General features: G+C 63.0%; 15 protein-coding genes. 11 read left to right on the top strand and 4 right to left on the bottom strand.

Annotation, left to right across the window (positions count from 1 at the left end; translation table 11 throughout):
* Window position 1 precedes the first annotated feature (1 nt).
* The 11 genes from HPY65_03470 (at window position 2) to HPY65_03420 (ending at window position 12,121) form a co-directional block, all read left to right on the top strand.
* Complete coding sequence (locus HPY65_03470; protein NPU83525.1) at window positions 2–1,732, top strand: DegV family EDD domain-containing protein; 1,731 nt, start codon at window positions 2–4, stop codon at window positions 1,730–1,732.
* A 25-nt stretch (window positions 1,733–1,757) separates the two neighbouring features.
* On the top strand, window positions 1,758–2,498 hold the full coding sequence (locus HPY65_03465) for a glycosyltransferase family 2 protein (protein ID NPU83524.1): 741 nt from the start codon (window positions 1,758–1,760) through the stop codon (window positions 2,496–2,498).
* A gap of 121 nt (window positions 2,499–2,619) precedes the next feature.
* Window positions 2,620–2,943, top strand: a complete 324-nt coding sequence (gene clpS / locus HPY65_03460; GenBank protein NPU83523.1) for an ATP-dependent Clp protease adapter ClpS — start codon at window positions 2,620–2,622, stop codon at window positions 2,941–2,943.
* 32 nt (window positions 2,944–2,975) lie between these two features.
* Window positions 2,976–5,264 carry an ATP-dependent Clp protease ATP-binding subunit ClpA gene (clpA, locus tag HPY65_03455; GenBank protein NPU83522.1) on the top strand — a complete coding sequence of 763 codons (2,289 nt, stop codon included), beginning with the start codon at window positions 2,976–2,978 and terminating at the stop codon, window positions 5,262–5,264.
* A 3-nt stretch (window positions 5,265–5,267) separates the two neighbouring features.
* Entirely contained in the window at window positions 5,268–6,002 is a 735-nt protein-coding gene (locus HPY65_03450; GenBank protein NPU83521.1) for a leucyl/phenylalanyl-tRNA--protein transferase, read from the top strand.
* Window positions 6,003–6,064: 62 nt separating this feature from the next.
* On the top strand, window positions 6,065–6,697 hold the full coding sequence (locus HPY65_03445; GenBank protein ID NPU83520.1) for an AMIN domain-containing protein: 633 nt from the start codon (window positions 6,065–6,067) through the stop codon (window positions 6,695–6,697).
* Complete coding sequence (locus HPY65_03440) at window positions 6,694–9,783, top strand: methyltransferase domain-containing protein (protein NPU83519.1); 3,090 nt, start codon at window positions 6,694–6,696, stop codon at window positions 9,781–9,783. Before HPY65_03445 ends, HPY65_03440 begins: the two co-directional genes overlap by 4 nt.
* A complete protein-coding gene (locus tag HPY65_03435; protein NPU83518.1) occupies window positions 9,780–10,694 on the top strand; it encodes a lysophospholipid acyltransferase family protein in 915 nt (304 codons plus the stop codon). Before HPY65_03440 ends, HPY65_03435 begins: the two co-directional genes overlap by 4 nt.
* A gap of 222 nt (window positions 10,695–10,916) precedes the next feature.
* Window positions 10,917–11,450 carry a MerR family transcriptional regulator gene (locus HPY65_03430; GenBank protein ID NPU83517.1) on the top strand — a complete coding sequence of 178 codons (534 nt, stop codon included), beginning with the start codon at window positions 10,917–10,919 and terminating at the stop codon, window positions 11,448–11,450.
* Window positions 11,451–11,515: 65 nt separating this feature from the next.
* The gene (locus tag HPY65_03425) at window positions 11,516–11,896 is read left to right on the top strand and encodes a hypothetical protein (protein ID NPU83516.1); all 381 of its coding nucleotides are present in this window, start codon (window positions 11,516–11,518) and stop codon (window positions 11,894–11,896) included.
* Between the two features lie 3 nt (window positions 11,897–11,899).
* Window positions 11,900–12,121, top strand: a complete 222-nt coding sequence (locus HPY65_03420; protein ID NPU83515.1) for a hypothetical protein — start codon at window positions 11,900–11,902, stop codon at window positions 12,119–12,121.
* Between the two features lie 340 nt (window positions 12,122–12,461).
* On the opposite strand, the gene HPY65_03415 is transcribed toward HPY65_03420, so the two are convergent.
* From HPY65_03415 to HPY65_03400, 4 genes are all read right to left on the bottom strand, one after another.
* Window positions 12,462–13,985, bottom strand: coding sequence for an ABC transporter substrate-binding protein (locus HPY65_03415; GenBank protein NPU83514.1), 1,524 nt, complete (start codon window positions 13,983–13,985; stop codon window positions 12,462–12,464).
* Window positions 13,986–14,022: 37 nt separating this feature from the next.
* Entirely contained in the window at window positions 14,023–15,426 is a 1,404-nt protein-coding gene (locus HPY65_03410) for an NCS2 family permease (GenBank protein NPU83513.1), read from the bottom strand.
* Window positions 15,427–15,636: 210 nt separating this feature from the next.
* Complete coding sequence (locus tag HPY65_03405; GenBank protein NPU83512.1) at window positions 15,637–16,335, bottom strand: aspartate/glutamate racemase family protein; 699 nt, start codon at window positions 16,333–16,335, stop codon at window positions 15,637–15,639.
* Window positions 16,336–16,490: 155 nt separating this feature from the next.
* Window positions 16,491–17,066 carry a flavin reductase family protein gene (locus tag HPY65_03400; protein NPU83511.1) on the bottom strand — a complete coding sequence of 192 codons (576 nt, stop codon included), beginning with the start codon at window positions 17,064–17,066 and terminating at the stop codon, window positions 16,491–16,493.
* Between the last annotated feature and the right edge of the window lie 24 nt (window positions 17,067–17,090).

The raw sequence follows: 17,090 nt of genomic DNA, 5'->3' as shown, positions 1-17,090 counted from the left end.
TATGAATTTTACCAGAGCCCTCGCCGCCGGTGTGGAACGGGTGACCGCCTGGTCCGACCTTCTGGACGACATCAACGTCTTCCCTGTGGCGGATGGCGACACGGGGCGGAATCTCGTTCTCAGCCTGGCCCCGCTGCGCTTTCCGGAGCGCGAGCGGGAGGCCCTCAACCGTGACCTGCTCCTCTCCGCCCGGGGAAACTCGGGCAACATCGCCGCCCGCTTCTTCAGCCGGCTCCTCCACGCGGAAGACATCCCCTCGCTTGCCGCCGCGGTCGCCCGGGGAACGGACCAGGCCCGTGGTGCCGTGCGGGAGCCCAAGCCCGGAACCATGCTGACCTTTTTCGAGGCCCTGGCAGAAGGTCTCCGGGACGCCCCCGGGGAGACCGATCCGGGATGGTACCGCCGGTTGATGGACCGGCTTCAGGACGTGGTTCGGGATACGGTGGAACAGCAGCCGAAACTCCGGGACGCCGGCGTCGTCGACGCGGGCGCTCTTGGCATGTACCTGTTCTTCGAAGGGTTCTTCCTCGCCCTGGGCAACCCCATCGCGGGCGTCCGCCCCGTCACCGAGGCCTTCGGAGACCGCCTCCGGGTCCGCCGGTCCGTGTCCGGCCCCGACGAGGGAGGATGGTGCGTGGACCTGGTGCTCCAGGGAGCGGACGACTCGGAGGAGACCTACAACCGGCTTTCCGCCGTCGGGCGCAGCGTGGTCCTTATCCGAGAACAGGACTACCTGAAGGTCCATCTTCACACCGACGACGCGGTTTCCCTCAGGAAGAACATCGAGTCCATCGGCCCCGTCGTCCGATGGTCCGTCGACGACCTGACCCGGCAGACCACCGATTTCAGCACGGCCGCGGCGGAATCCTCGATCCACATCATGACCGACGCGGCGGGATCACTGACCCGGGAGGGGGCCCGGAAGCTGGGCGTCACGCTCCTGGACAGCTATCTCACCGTGGGGACACGGTGCCTCCCGGAAACCCTTTTCTCGCCGGGCGAGCTGTTCGAGGCCATGCGGCGGGGTGAGAAGGTCTCCACCTCCCAGGCCTCCGTCCTCGAGCGGCAGCAGACCTACGAGAGCGTTCTCGGCCGCTTCGGGCGCGTCCTCTACCTTTGCGTCGGGTCCGTATTCACCGGCAACTATGAAGTGGCCCGGGAATGGAAGAGCCGGAACGACCGGGACGACCGCCTGACGGTGATCGACACCGGCGCCGCCTCGGGCCGGCTGGGCCTGATGGTCATCGAGACGGCGCGGTTTGCCGCCCGGGCATCCGACCCGGAGGCCGTCGTGGCTTTCGCCCGGGACGCCGTGGCGCGGACGGAGGAGTACATCTTCCTGGACCGCCTGAAATGGCTCGCCGCGGGCGGCCGGCTCTCGAAAGGCAGCGCCTTCTTCGGCGACATGCTTCATATGAAGCCCGTCATCAGCCCCCTGCCCGACGGGGCAAAGAAGGTCGGGGTCGTAAGGAACCGGAACGATCAGGTCCGCTATGCCCTCGAAAAACTGGAGGCGGGGCTCGCTCCCGCAGGAACCGGCCCGGTGCTCCTTGAGCATTCGGACAACCGACCCTGGCTGGAAAAAGAAGTCCTCCCCCTGATCCGCTCGCGCTTTCCCGCCGCCGAGATCCTCCTCCAGCCCCTGTCGATGACGTCCGCCGCCCACATGGGGCCGGAAACATGGGCCGTGGCTTTTCTCCGCCATGCGGTGCCGGGTGACAATGCGCAGTAAAACCCTTCCGGAAGGGGAGATTTCCATGCGGGCCGAACGGAAGCATCCGAGCCATGCGCCCGTCGTCATTCCCGTCTACAATCACGGCTCGACCGTCGCATCGGTCATCCGGCGGGTTCTGGACCAGGGATATCCGGTGATCGCCGTCAACGACGGCTCCACCGATGGCACCCCGGAGGCCCTGGCGTCCATCGGGGACATCACGGTCCTCCATCACAGGGAAAACATGGGCAAAGGAGCCGCCATTCTCACAGGGCTGGCCGAGGCAGCACGATTCTCCGACCGGGCCGTGACGATCGACGCCGACGGACAGCACGACCCGGAGGATATTCCACTCCTTCTGGCGGCCATTCCGGAGGGACAGCGGCCCCTCGTCGTGGGAAACCGCCGCGGCATGGACGCCCGGGAGGTTCCCTGGACGAGTCGTTTCGGCCGGGAATTTTCGAATTTCTGGGTCCGGGCCTCCGGAGGGCCGCCCGTGGCGGACACCCAGAGCGGCTTCCGGGTCTATCCCCTCCCTGAAACGCTGAACCTGGGCGTGCGGGCAAGGCGCTTCCAGTTCGAGGTGGAAGTCCTGGCCCGGGCGAGGTGGCGAGATATCCCCGTCATGGAAGTTCCCGTCCGGGTGATCTATCCGCCCGGGGACCTGCGGATTTCCCACTATCGCCCGTTTCTGGATTTCATGAGGAATTCCTGGACGTTCACCTCTCTCATCGCCCAGCGGATCCTGATTCCCCGCGCCCTCCGGTCCCGCCGCTCCGACTGACCCGCCGGATTCCTCTACCGGGAGAGCTTGAATTTCCCCCCCGGTTGCTTATATTATCAACCTGGACGTCCACTCAGGACGATGGGCATGCGACAAGAAGCGAGGTAACGGTTTTTCACTCATGGCTGACTATCCGGCAGAACCGCCCCGACCCGGGGAAGGGATCGACGTAGAAGACGAGGTGGACCTTCGGGAGCCTCGGATGTTCCGGGTGATCCTCCACAACGACCACTACACGACCATGGACTTCGTCGTGGAAGTCCTGATCTCGGTCTTTCACAAGCCGGCGGCGGAAGCGACACGCATCATGCTGGACGTTCATCGCAAGGGGAAAGGCATCTGCGGGGTGTATACCTATGATATCGCCTCCTCCAAGGTATCCCTCGTTCATTCCATGGCCAAAGAGAGGGAATTTCCCCTCCGCTGCAGCATGGAGGAGGCCTGACCGGGCTGAAATCCCGGCGGAAGGATTGGCATATGCAGATCAGCGAAGATCTTAACGCCATCATCGTGGCGGCTTATACGGAAGCGAAGACCCGGGGGCACGAATTCCTTACCCCCGAGCACGTCCTGTACGCCTGTCTCTTTTTCGAAGAGGGACGGGACATCATCGAACAGAGCGGCGGCAACATCGAGCGCCTCAAAGGGTCCCTGGAGAAGCATCTCCGGGACACGAACCCCGTGGTGACCGAGTCGGACCCCCTTCAGTCCCTGGGATTTCACCGCCTCATGGAGCGGGCGGTGCGGCACACCTTCTCCGCCCAGAAGGACGTGATCGAGTTGGGAGACGTCCTGGTCTCCATGCTCAGCGAGCCTGAGTCCTTTGCCGCCTATTTCCTGCAACGGGAAGGGATCACCCGCCTGAGCCTCCTGAACTTCATCTCCCACGGCATTCGGGTGATCCCGACGGTAAGCGAGGAAGATCCCATCGGCCGCCGGGACCGGGAGCAGGAAATTCGGAAAGCGGTCCCGGGCAAGGAAAAGGAAAAAGAGACCGAAGGGGTCAAGATCCTGAGTGCCTTCACGACGGACCTGACCGCCAAGGCGCGGGCCGGGGAGATTGATCCCCTCATCGGCCGGGAGGACATCCTCACGCGGACGATGCAGGTCCTCTGCCGCCGTTTCAAGAACAACCCCGTTCACGTCGGCGAGCCCGGCGTCGGCAAGACGGCTATCACCGAGGGGCTGGCGCGCCTGATCATCGAGGGAAACGTGCCCCGGCGGCTCAGGGGATCGAAAATCTATGCCCTCGACATGGGCTCCATCCTTGCTGGAACCCGTTTCCGGGGCGATTTCGAAGAGCGCATGAAAAAGATCATCGCCGAGCTGGAAAAGCTGGACAAGGTCATCCTGTTCATCGACGAGATCCACACCATCGTCGGCGCCGGGGCGGTCTCCGGCGGCTCGATGGACGCCTCCAACATCCTCAAGCCGGCCCTTGTGTCAGGCAAGATCCGCTGCATCGGCTCCACGACCTACGACGAATACCGGAAGCACTTCGAGAAAGACGGCGCCCTGTCCCGGCGGTTCCAGAAAATCGACGTCCCCGAGCCCACAAGCCAGGAAACGCTGGAGATCCTCAAGGGTCTCCGGGAGCGCTACGAGCTCTACCATCAGGTCTCCTACACGGAAGATGCCCTCCAGGCGGCATCCGAACTGGCGGCTCGCTACATCAACGACCGGCATCTCCCGGACAAGGCCATCGACGTCCTGGATGAGGCGGGGGCCTGCGCGGCCATGACCCGGGAGGAGGAGGACGCCTCCTGCACGATCGACCGCCCGGCCGTCGAAGGCGTGGTGGCCCGGATGGCAAGGATTCCCGAAAGGAACGTCTCCTCCTCCGACGCGGAGAAACTGCGCGCCCTGATTCCGGACCTGAAAAAACAGATCTTCGGCCAGGACAACGCCGTCACCGCCGTAGCGGAGGCGATCAAGCGGGCCCGTGCCGGATTCCGGGAACCCCAGAAGCCCGTCGCTTCCTTCCTGTTCGTGGGCCCCACGGGGGTGGGCAAAACGGAGCTGGCCCGTCAACTGTCGGCCATCCTGGGGGTTCCGCTCCACCGGTACGACATGAGCGAATACCAGGAGAAGCACACGGTGGCCCGCCTCATCGGCGCACCTCCCGGCTACGTGGGGTACGAAGAGGGAGGACTCCTGACGGAGGCGGTCCGGAAGGAGCCCCATGCCGTTCTTCTGCTGGACGAGATCGAGAAGGCCCACACGGACGTCTTCAACACCCTGCTGCAGGTCATGGACTATGCCACACTGACGGACAACGCCGGCCGGAAGGCGGACTTCCGGAACGTAATCCTGATCATGACCTCCAATGCCGGAGCACGCCAGATCGGGCGGTCCGTCATCGGCTTCGAGAGCAGGCCCGTCAACAAGGACGCCGTATCGGCCGCCGTGGAGCGCACCTTCTCTCCCGAGTTCCGCAACCGCCTGGACGCGGTCGTGCATTTCGAAAACCTCCCGGCGGACATCGTCCTTTCGATCGTGAAGAAGACCGTGGGCGAATTCGTAGTCCAGCTCCGGGACAAGGGCGTCTCCCTCGAGGTGACGGAACGCTGCTATGGGGAGCTTGCCCGCCGCGGCTATTCGCCCGAGTTCGGCGCCCGGGAGATCGGCCGGCTCGTCCAGGACAAGATCAAGCATTTCTTCGTCGATGAGGTGCTCTTCGGACGCCTGCAGAAGGGCGGATCGGCCCTGGCGGACATCGAGGGGGACGACATAGTGATCCGTGTCCTGGAGGAGGTTCCAGGGTAGCCGATGCCGGTTTTCCAGCTTCCCCGGGAACCCGTCTTCCCGCCGGTCCAGCTGGCCGACCCCTCGGGGCTCCTGGCCGTCGGTGGAGACCTCTCGATGCCCCGCCTCGTCGAGGCCTACCGGCTTGGGATTTTTCCCTGGTACGGCCCCGGCGAGCCCATTCTCTGGTGGTCTCCGCACCCCCGGTTCGTCCTCTTTCCGGACGAACTGAAGGTATCGCGGAGCATGCGGCAGCTCCTCAAGAAAAATCTCTTCCGGGTCACCTTCGATACCGCATTTACCTCCGTCGTCGACGCCTGCCGGAAGCCCCGGCCCGGAAACCCGGAGACCTGGATCACCCCGGAGATGCGGGAGGCCTACCGGGAGCTGCACCAATCCGGCCTTGCCCACTCCGTGGAGGTCTGGTATGGGGACACACTGGCGGGAGGCCTCTACGGCGTATCCCTCGGGGGGTGCTTCTTCGGGGAGTCCATGTTTTCCGGGATGAGCAACACCTCCAAGATCGCCCTGATCGCCCTGGTCCGGCGCCTCCAGAAACTCGGTTTTCTTCTTGTGGACTGCCAGGTTCACACGACCCACCTGGGAAGCCTCGGAGCCCGTTTCGTTTCCCGCAGCCGGTTCCTTGAACTTCTCCGGAAGGGGCAGGAGCGGGAGACCATCCGGGGGAACTGGGGGTCCCTGATGAAGGAGCAGGAACCGGGAACCCCGATCCAGAATGGTCGTCCGGCTTCCGGGTGACCGACCGGCGGGGGTGGCCGCCAGGTAAGGATCCCGCCGTACTACGAGGAGATTTCCGGTCCATGAACCGTATCTGCATTCTCCTGGTCCTGTGCCTGCTCACGGCCGCCCAGGCCTTCGGCGAGTCCGGCCGAACCGCCACCGAGGCCGGAAAACTGCCCGGCGGTGCGCCCGTTTCAACTGCGGACACCCCTTCGGGCACGGCTATGCCGGTCGTGAAACCGGGGCCGGCGCAACCGTCCGGACGGGCTACCGAAGCCGCTCCCAAACCGGAGGCGGCGAAGCGGCCCGCGGTGGGAAAGCCCGGCACAGCGGGAACCGTGAAGGCGGTCGCCCCGCTCCGCCTGAAAAGCATCGGGTGCGGTGTCGATCAAAAGGGCCGGGAACAGGTGTCCTTCATCTTCGACCGCCCCTACCGGCCCGTCCTCAAAACCCTGCCGGGGGAGAAGCCCCGGATCTACTTCGACGTCTCCAATGCCTCCGTCGATCCGGGGGTGCCGTCCCAACAGGACGGCAAAGGCCCCCTGATCCGCCAGGTCCGGATCAGCCACGACCCCGCCTCCGGGTCCATGCGGGTGGCCATTGAACTGGTTCCGGAAAAGGATTACATCGTCCGGCCCATCCTGTACCGGAAGGAGAACCGGCTTCTCCTGGAAATCGAGCCGAAAAAGACCCGCTCGCGCCGTCGCCCATGAAGAAATCCCCTCCCGTTCTGCGCTGGTCCGTGGCCCTGGCCGTCGTCATCATCGTGGCGGCCCTGTTCATGATCGGAAAGAGCCGCATGGGCGTGGACACGGACATCCTCAACGCCATCCCCGCCGGCGACCCCGTCCTGGCGGACGCGAGGGCCGTCCTGAAAAGCCATCCCATGCAGGACCGCATCGTCGCGGATCTCCGTTGCGATCCGGTGGATCCCCGGGCCCTTCAGGAAGGAGCGGCCCTCGTCATCAAAAAGATGAGGGACAGCGGTCTCTTCCGCAGGGTAGGACTGGATGCGGAGATGGGGGCTTTCCCGACACTGGCGGACGCGGTCGTGGAAAACCTGCCCTTCCTGTTCACGGAGCAGGACCTCCAGCGCAACGTCGCCCCCCTGCTGGAGAAACCGGCCGTCCGGACGGCGATCCGCTCCCAGGCATCCCTGATTCAGGGACTGGAAGGGATCGGCCAGACCCGCTGGCTGGCCTCGGATCCGCTGGGGCTCCGCTTTCTCATTCTCGGCCGGATGTCGCACCTGGCCCCGGCGAAGGGCGCCCGGCCGGCGGGAGACATTCTTCTCGCCGCCGACGGCACCCGGGTCCTCATCGTCGCCGAACCGGGGACCTCGGCCACGGCCACCGACTTCGCCAAGCGGGCGGATCGTCTCTTCGCGGACATCCAGGCGGAACTGAACCGGACCTGGCCCGGACCGCCCCGGCTCATTCTGACCCCCGTCGGGGCCTACCGGGCCGCCCTGGACAATGAGAGCGCCGCCAAAACGGACACCCGCCGGGCTATGGTCTTTTCCACCGTGGCAGTGGCCATCCTCCTGCTGATCGGATTCCCCCGCCCTCTCCTGGGACTGCTCGCCCTGTTTCCCGCCCTGATGGGAACGGCCCTGGCCTACTTCGTCCTGTCCCTTTTCCGGTCCTCGATCTCCGTCCTCGCCATCGGCTTCGGCGGCGCCATCATATCCTTTACCGTCGATTACGGGATCACCTATCTCCTGTTTCTCGACCGGACCCGCGAGACCCGGGGGCTCGACACGACGCGGGAGGTCTGGTCCCTGGGCCTCCTGGCCATGATGACCACGGCGGTGAGCTTCGCCTTTCTGTTCCTGAGCGGGTTCCCGGCCCTGGCCCAACTCGGCGCCTTCGCCGCCTTGGGCGTCGTTTTCACCTTCGCTTTCGTCCACCTGGTCTATCCGTTCCTGTTCCCCGTCGTGCCCCCGGCCGGCCGGGAGGGAACTCCCTGGCTCCGGCGCTTCTCCGAGAAGCTGGCCTCCGCCGATCCAGCCTGGAAGCCCTGGGCGGCACTGGCCCTGTGCCTGGCTCTCCTGCCCTTTGCCCGGCTGGATTTCCAGGTGGACCTGAAGTCCCTCAACACCGTCCGCCCGGAAACCCTGGCTGCGGAGGATGAGGTGAAACAGGCCTGGGGCGACATCCTGAACCGGGTTTACCTGCTGTCCGAAGGGAAGACCTATCGGGAGATGCGGGAAAAGGGAGACCGCCTGACGGCCCTGCTGGACGAGGAACTCGCCAGAGGAACCCTGTCGGCGGCCTTCGTGGCCTCCATGGCCTTCCCGGGACCGGAACGGGCCGCGGCGAACCGGCTGGCATGGCAGGCCTTCTGGACGACGGAGCGAAAGGAGGCTTGCAAGCACAGACTCGGCGAGGCGGCGGCAGCGGAAGGCTTCCGGCCCTGGACCTTTGACCCGTTCCTGCGGCAGCTTGAATCGCCGGCGGGAGCCGCCGTGGAGATTCCGGCGTCCCTGTACGGCATGGTGGGAATCGCACCGGCCGCCGGAACGGGCCCCTGGCGCCAGTTCGTCACGGTCCTGCCCGGTCCCGCCTACCGGGGAGAAGACTTCTTCAACCGCCTTCATTCCTCCGGCCTGGCCCGGCTGTTCGACCCAGGCGTATTCACGGAACGTCTCGGCAGGGTCATTCTGGAAGGCTTTCTCCAGGTGGCGCTCATTGTCGGCCTCCTGACCCTCCTGGTGGCGGCGCTGTATCTTCTGGACCTCCGGCTGACCCTTATCGCGCTGACCCCTACAGCCTTCGCGCTCATCTGCACCCTGGGGACCCTCCACCTGATCGGAAGGCCCCCGGGCATCCCGACGATCATGGTGTCCGCCGTCATCATCGGGATGGGAACCGATTACGCCATGTACATCGTCCGCTCCCAGCAGCGATACCTCGATGAAAAGCATCCCTCGATGGCACTCGTCCGCCTGTCGGTCCTGCTTTCCTTCGCCACCACGTTTTTGGGGTTCGGAGTGCTGGCCCTGGCAAGCCATGCCATGCTGAGCAGCGCCGGGATCGCCCTCGCCCTGGGAATCGGCTATTCCTTCCTCGGAACAACGGCCATCGTGCCGCCTCTCCTCCGGCGGCTCTACCGGCCGATCGCACTGCCGGAAGAAACCGTGGAGGCCGGATCGAAAAATCATGCCCGGCGCGTGCTAGCCCGCTACCGCCGTATCGAGGGATACGTGCGGGCCTTCGTGTTTTTCAAGCTGCGCCTGGATCCCATGTTCCCGCGCCTGGCTTCCTTCGTTTCCGGTCCCCGGAGGATCCTGGACATCGGCTGCGGATACGGCATCCCCTCGTCCTGGCTCCTGGAGATCCATCCGGATGCCCGGGTCTTCGGCATCGATCCCGATTCCGACCGGGTCCGGGTCGCCTCCCGGGCCATCGGCGGCAGGGGTGAAATGACGGTCGGGAAGGCCCCGAACCTGCCGTCCCTCCAGGGCCCGGTCGACACGGCGCTTCTCCTCGACGTGGTCCACATGCTCGACGACGGGGAACTCCGCCTGACCCTTGACCGGATTGCAGCGGTACTGGAGCCGGGCGGCGTCCTCGTCCTCCGGGCCATCGTCCCGGCCTTTCCGGCCCCCTCGCCGGAACGCCGGTTCGAGGAGAGGCGACTGAAACGGCAGGGCGGCCAGGCACGCTTCCGCACCGTCGAAGAGGTTCGGCGATCGATCGAAGAAACGGGTCTGCGAGTCGGCCTTCCGGAATCCATGTCGCCGGACCGCGAGGTCTGGTGGTTCATTGCCCGGAAGCCCCGGGAATACGAATCATGAAGCTGGCCTTTTACCGGTTCCTCACGACCCTCACCCGTTACGCCGGCCCCTGGGTGTTCCGGTTTTTCGCGTGGTTTATCGCTGCCGGCTACTTCCTGTTTTTCCCCGGACGGGTTGCCCGGAGTGTCCGCTTTTACCGGATTCTCCTCCCGGAGCGGGGTCTTCTTCGCGCTCTCCTCCTGACCTGGCGGCAGTACCAGAACTTCACCTCCGTCTTCCTGGACCGTTTCCTGTTCCAGGAACGGGGTAAAATCCCCTACGACAGCGAAGGATTTCATTACCTGGAAGAGGCTGTCGCCTCCGGACGGGGAGGCGTTCTGCTCATGTCCCACCTGGGAAACTGGGAGGTCTCGGCCCACCTCCTGAAAGGAAAGGGGATGAAGCTTCTCCTTTACGTGGGAGAGAAACACCGGGAGCAGATCGAGCGGATGCAGAAGCAGAGCCTGTCGGAGCGGGGCATACGGCTCGTGACGGCATCTCCCGATGCGGCTTCGCCCTTCGATCTCGTCGAGGCGATCCGCTTCCTCCGCGAAGGCGGACTGGTCTCCATGACCGGGGACCGCCTCTGGCACGAAAGCCAGCGGTCCGTCCCGGCCGTCTTCGCCGACCACGAAACCCTTCTCCCCGAGACGCCCCACCTCTTCTCCCTTCTGTCGGGGGCACCGATCCTGCCGTTCTTTGTCTACCGCAAAGCCGGGGGCCGCTACCGCATCCGGGTCAGCCCGCCCTGGACCGTGAAAGCCACTTCGAGGAAGGACAGGGACAAAGCCGTCCGCCGCTCTGTTCAGGCCTATGCCCGGATCCTGGAGGAGGAAGCCCGCAGCCATCCGGACCAGTGGTACCACTTCGAGGATTTTCTGGGGGAGGAACAACGGGGAGGCGTGGAAGCCCCGGGGGTGGATGAAGGATGAGAACGCAGGCGAGCCGGGACCGATCCTGAAGAACGGTTTCATTCAGACGCAGAGAGGCAGGGCCGGCAGGTTCTGCCTTTTCTTTTTCCGTCTGCCGGACGGATACGGGAGGAAAAATATTTCTTCACAAACGCTTGACCCGTCTATTGCTTCACAGTTTACACTCCCGATCACGATTCATGCAGAAGACAGGACCATGTCCCGAAAGGGGAATAACCATCCATGACAGGAAAGACCATGACCATCGGGCAGTTGGCCCGGCGCTTCGGGCTGTCCCGGAGCACGCTTCTCTACTACGACTCGATCGGACTGCTTGCGCCCTCCGGCAGGAGCCGGGCCAACTACCGGCGATACACGGAGGAGGACGCCCGGCGGCTGGAAACGATCTGCATGTATCGCCAGCTGGGGCTGTCTCTCTCCGCGATCGCCCGGATCCTGCTGTCTCCCCGGGACAGCCTGCGCGACGTCCTCGAGAAAAGACTGCTGGAGCTGGGCAGGGAGATCAGCCAGCTTCGGGAACAGCAGCACGTCATCATCCGCATGCTCGACGACGATACGCTCCGGGATCGCTATCCCGTTCTCGACGGGGAAAGCTGGGCCGCCATGCTCCGGGCCGCCGGCCTCGATGACGAGGGGCTGGTGAAGTGGCACAAGGCCTTCGAGAATATGGCCCCCCTGTCCCATCAGGAATTTCTCGAGGGACTGGGAATCACGGGCGACGAGATCGACAGGATCCGGGAATGGTCGAGGGAATGACGCATAGGCATGCCGCCTCTCATCGTCAGGCAACGGATCACCAACAGAACCGGAGGTTCAAATATATGGGTAAAAACAGGGTCATGATGGGATTGTGGAGGTTTGTCATCGATGTCCCCCCCTTTCTGTGGAGGAAGAAGCTCCCCGAGGCTGCGAGAAAATACGGGGCCCATCGCGGTTTCATGACCCGGGAGCACAACGCGGTTCACCATTTCGTCGTCCGGGAACTCCCCCGCCTCGGAAGGCCCATGCCCCCCGGGCACATCGCGGACTCCCTGTCTATGCCCCTCGGGACGGTGAATGCGATCCTGGACGACCTGGAAAAGCACATGACCTTCCTCTTCCGCAACCAGGCAGGCGAGGTCGTATGGGCCTACCCGGTCACCGTCGAGAAGACGCCGCACCGTGTGATCTTCGACACCGGAGAAACGATTTACGCCGCCTGAGCGATGGACGCATTCGCGACGCCCTTCGTGCAAGGGCAATTACGCAGGACGGCTCTGTCGGTCACGATTCAAACGGAATGCGCCCACTGCTGCCGGCCCATGGAGATCTCGATCGACAGCGATCTCCGCTGGCGGGTGAAAGAGGAGGGCTGCAATCCGATCGCGTTTTCGCCGGTCGTGGATCTGATCAACCTGGAGGAGGAAAGCATCATCGACTCATTCTGACGGGAAAGCGTCTTCTTCTGGTCAGAAGAACATGCAAGAGAATACCGCAGCAGGGTTCACAGGATCCGCGGCGCCTACTTCACGGCGGAGCAGACGGCGGCGGCGACGAGGCTTATCCAGAGCGTGATTTTCGGTTTCCCGCGGGACGCCCTGTTTCCGGATGCGAAAACGGGAAGCTGACCTGCTCTCCACGGAGAGCCGGAGGTTCCGTATGAGGGCGCCCTTGGCCGGGATCTTTGGAAAAGCCAGGAGCGCCCCCAGGACGGAGAGGACAGGCCGCCATCGGGTGACGGGGTAGAGAGAAACGAGCACGGACGGAGCCGGGGACTGGACCCGATCTTTACCTGCCCTTCAACTCCAGCATGTCGAGGTCCTTCCGCTCGCTTCCCTCCGGTGCGGGGAAATTGCCCACGTTCCTGCTGAGGCCGTAACGCGCGACCTCTTCGTAGAGATAGATCCCCGGGACGTCGTCTTGAATCCTAAGAAGGCTCTCGCGGTAAAGGGCCTGCCTCTTTTGCGGATCCATCTCGAAGCGCGCCGCCTGCAGCAGCCTGTCCAGTTCCGGGTTGGAATAATGGGAAACGCGGGTACCGGTTGAAAGGAGTGGAATCAGCACGCCGTCGGCGTCATAAAACGGGTTGCCCCATCCCAGCAGATACATGGGTTCCAGCTTGCGGCTCGCCAGAGCCTGCTGATAGGCGGCCCAATCATACAGCTTTACGCTCACGCTGATGCCGACCCTGTCCAGCATCCCGACAATCGCTTCGGCAACCTGCTGGTCGTGGATGTAGCGTCCGGAAGGCGTAGCCAGCGTGATTTCAAATCCGTTCGGATAACCCGCCTCCGCCAGGAGTTTGCGGGCCTTTGCCGGATCATAGGGGATCGGCGGGATCGAGGGATCATACCCATCGACGGAGGGGACCAGGGGTGTGGCCAGGGGTACGCCGCTTCCATGGAGCGTTCTTTTGATGAGCCACTCCCGGTCGATGGCATGGCTGATGGCCTGGCGGACCCGTTTGTCCGAAATCGGGCTGCCGTCCGGCTTCAGCAGGTTGAAACCGATAAACACCACCCTGCCGCTCGGACCGGAGATCACATTCAGTCCGGCATTCTTCTGCAGATCGGGAACGGCGCGGGGCGGAATGCCGACCGCGACCTGCACCCGTCCCCTTTTCAGATCCTCCACGCGCTTGGCCGGATCGGGAACGGTTTTGAACACGAGCGTCTTGACCGTTGCCGGTTTCGGTCCCCAGTAGCGGTCGTTCGCCTCCATCTCGACGAATTGTCCGACGACGTGCTTCACGAATTTGTAGCGGCCCGTTCCGACGGGATGGTGTGCAAAATACTCCTCCCCCTTTTCACGAATGTATTTTTCGGGGACGACATACGCGACACAGGCCATCCGTTTCGGCAGGATCGGATCGGGATTCGCCGTAACGATGCGAACCGTATAGGGATCCACGACGATCACATCCTTCAGGCCCGTAAAGAACATTTTAAAGGGGTTGCTCTCCTTCTTCGTCCGGCTGAAGCTGAAGGCGACGTCGGCAGCGGTCAGCGGATCTCCGTTGTGGAAGAAGACGCCCTTGCGGATCTTGAATTCCCAGGTCGTCGGATCGACGTTCCGATAACTCTCCGCCAGATTGGGCACAATCCCGTCCTTCCCCGTTCTCCGCAGAAGGCCGTCGAATACGGCGGAGCAGTAGTTCAGATCGACGGACGTCCCCGCCTTCTGGGGATCGAGGCTCAACACGTCCACACCCTGGGCGACGACAATCTTTCCCGCTGCTGCGGCACCGGCGCCGGTCGGTATGACGATCAGCAAACAGGACACGAAAAGGACAACCATTCTAAGCAGTTTCATGCCATACCTCCTCGAATGAAATGATGTTTCAGGCCGATCAAACGAACGGCAATGCAAAGGCGATCAAAAATGCGGCGCTGATGACGTAAAGAAGGGGCGGGACATCGCGATACCGGCCCCGCACGATCTTGAGGAGCGTATAGCTGATGAACCCGAATCCGATTCCGTAGCTGATATTGTATGTCAGCGGGATCCCGACCATGATGAGAAAGGCCGGGAAGGCCTCTTCAAAGCTGCTCCACTGGATCTCCCGGACAATCCCCATCATGAGGAACCCGACGACGATCAGGGCGCCCGCGGTGATCGGATAAAGGTGATAGTCGCCCGCCGGAACGGTGGCGCCGGTGCCGACCAGCAGTCCGTACTGCTGGGCGCTGGGAATCGCAAAGCCGCCGCCGACCATCTGAATGATCGGCGGAAAGAAGGCCGCAAACGCGAAAAGAACGCCGACCACAACCGCCGTCAGGCCGGTCCTGCCTCCCTCGGCGACACCGGCCGCCGACTCGACATACGTCGTGATGGAACTGGACCCGAAAAGCCCTCCCGTGACCGCCGCCACGGAATCCACGGTCAGGATGCCCCGGATTCCGGGAATCCGGCCTTCCCTGTCCACGAATCCCGCCTGCTCTCCCACCGCAACGACCGTTCCCATGGTGTCGAAAAAGTCCGTCAGCATGACGGCAAAAACCGTGGTCAGGAGTGCGGGAGTAAACACCCGGAGAACGGCATACGTGCCGTCGATTGTCTGAAAAGGCCCGAAAAACGTCTGGAAATCGAGCGGCCCCACGATTCCGGATGGGGGGTTCGCTACACCCAGGAACAGCGCAGCCAGTGTCGCTGCCAGGATTCCGAAGAGGATATAGCTCCGGATCCCGATCGTCCTGAAAATCAGGACGGCAAAAAGGCCGATGAAGGAAACCCACACATACTTCTGTGAAAGATCACCCAGGGCAACGAGCGTGACCGGCGCCGGGCGGATGATCCCGCCCCCGTTCAGCCCGATGATGGTGATGAAGAGGCCGATACCCACGCCGATGGCCCGCTTGAGATCCAGCGGGATGGCGTTCATCACCGCTTCCCGGAGCCCCGAAAGGACCAGGATCAGAATCAGGACGCCCTCCAGAAAAATCACCGACATCCCGACCTGCCACGGGACATTGGCCTGCTGGAAGCCGATGACGCTGAAGGCGATGACGGCGTTCAGACCCATCCCCGAGGCAAGGGCCAGCGGGCGGTTCGTCACCAGACCCATGCAGATGCACATCAAGGCCGCTCCGAGTGCCGTGGCGGTCGCAGCGCCGGCGAAGGGAACCCCGGCGGCGGAGAGAATGCCGGGATTCACGAAGATGATGTAGGCCATCGTCAGAAACGTCGTGACCCCTGCGGAAAGCTCGGTCCGCAGGTTCGTGCCGCGTTCCTCGAATCGGAAAAATTCATTCATGGACTGGGGGCTCCGGATCGGAGGTATGAAGTGTGATGCGGACTATACATTCTTGCAGCCAGATATGGAAGAAGAACTGTGGGTTGCCTAAGAGGAACCGTTCCGGACTGTAGAAAAACGCGACCGGCGGCCGGATTGTTCGGAATCCGGATCATGAGACGCGACGGCTTCCGTATCAAAGGGCGCAAAATATTCAGTGAACAGGCATGTTCAACAGCCTGCCAGCGCCCACTCCGCCGCCCCTCGCGCATGGATGGCGGTGGTATCGAAGATGCGGACATCCGAGTCTCGCTGGCTGACCAGCATCTGGATCTCGGTGCAGCCGAGAATGACTCCTTGGGCTCCCCGATCGGCGAGATCGCCGATAATGCGCCGGAACTCCAGATGCGAGCCCTCCAGGACCTGTCCCAGGCACAGCTCCTCGAAGATGACCCTGTGCACGAGTTCGCGGTCCTCTTCATGTGGAATGATGACCTCGATGCCGTGCCGGTCCAGGAGACGCCCCTTGTAGAAATCCTGTTCCATCGTGAATCGGGTGCCCAGCAGGCCCACGGTGCAGAATCCGCTGCGCTTGACCTCTTCGGCCGTGGGATCGGCGATGTGGAGAAAGGGAACATCTGTGGCGTCCTGTATTCGCTCGGCCACCTTATGCATGGTGTTCGTACAGAGGGCGATAAAGTCGGCGCCGGCGTTCTGAAGGGAGCATGCTGCTCCGGCCAGCACTTCGCCGGCTCCGTCCCAGTTCCCTTCGTGCTGCAGCCGCTCGATTTCATGAAAGTCGACACTGTAGAGAAAGACCTTGGCGGAGTGCAGTCCTCCCAGCCGCTCCCTGACGGTTTCGTTGATGATCCGATAGTACGGAATGGTCGATTCCCAGCTCATCCCCCCGATCAAACCGATTGTCTTCACTGCATTCCCCCCTTTGTACATTGCTCTTTTAAGGTCCCCCTGAATCCCCGTGTCAGTTCAATTTCTTTCCCCGGCGGTATATCCGCTTCAGGAAGCCTTCGAATGGGATCCGGGAATGTCGTCACGACAGGGTGCCTCCGTTTCCAATAATGGGTTCATTCAATTGCGTCCATGAACAGTCCGACCGTATATGCATCGTCCAGTTTGCAGCCCAGGTTCCAGTATTCCCTGGGTCCGGCACAGTAGACCAGCGGCCTGACGGCGCTCATCTCCACTTTTCCTTCCGACGACAGCAGGTTCTCGTCGATATGGTTGGCGACGATCTTTCCCATGACCAGAACGAAATCCCCGATCTCCTGTTCGCCCACCACGATGCACTCCAGGTTATAGGGACAATCCCGAATCAGGGGCGGCCTGATATAAAGTGAGGCATCCGTTTTAAAGCCGGTCGCCTCAAACTTGTTGGCATCGCGCCCGGAGATGATTCCGCAGTAATCGACCTGGATCGACAGGTCCTCCGAAGGGATGTTGACGCTGAACTCGTGCCCCTTTCGTATCAATTGCAGGGTATAGCGGTCCTTTCTGAGGGATATCCCGATCGTGGGAGGATCGGAGCTGACAATACCGATCCAGGATACGGTGGCGATGTTCGCCTGTTCTCCCTCTCCGCTGACGATCAGGGCCGCGGGGACGGGAAAAAACATGTCGCAGGGACCGATGCTTCTCTTCATGATCTACCTTTCTCAATGGGAAAA

Source organism: Syntrophaceae bacterium (assembly GCA_013177825.1).
Classification (GTDB): domain Bacteria; phylum Desulfobacterota; class Syntrophia; order Syntrophales; family PHBD01; genus PHBD01.
This window is presented reverse-complemented; position numbering and strand designations above follow the sequence as displayed.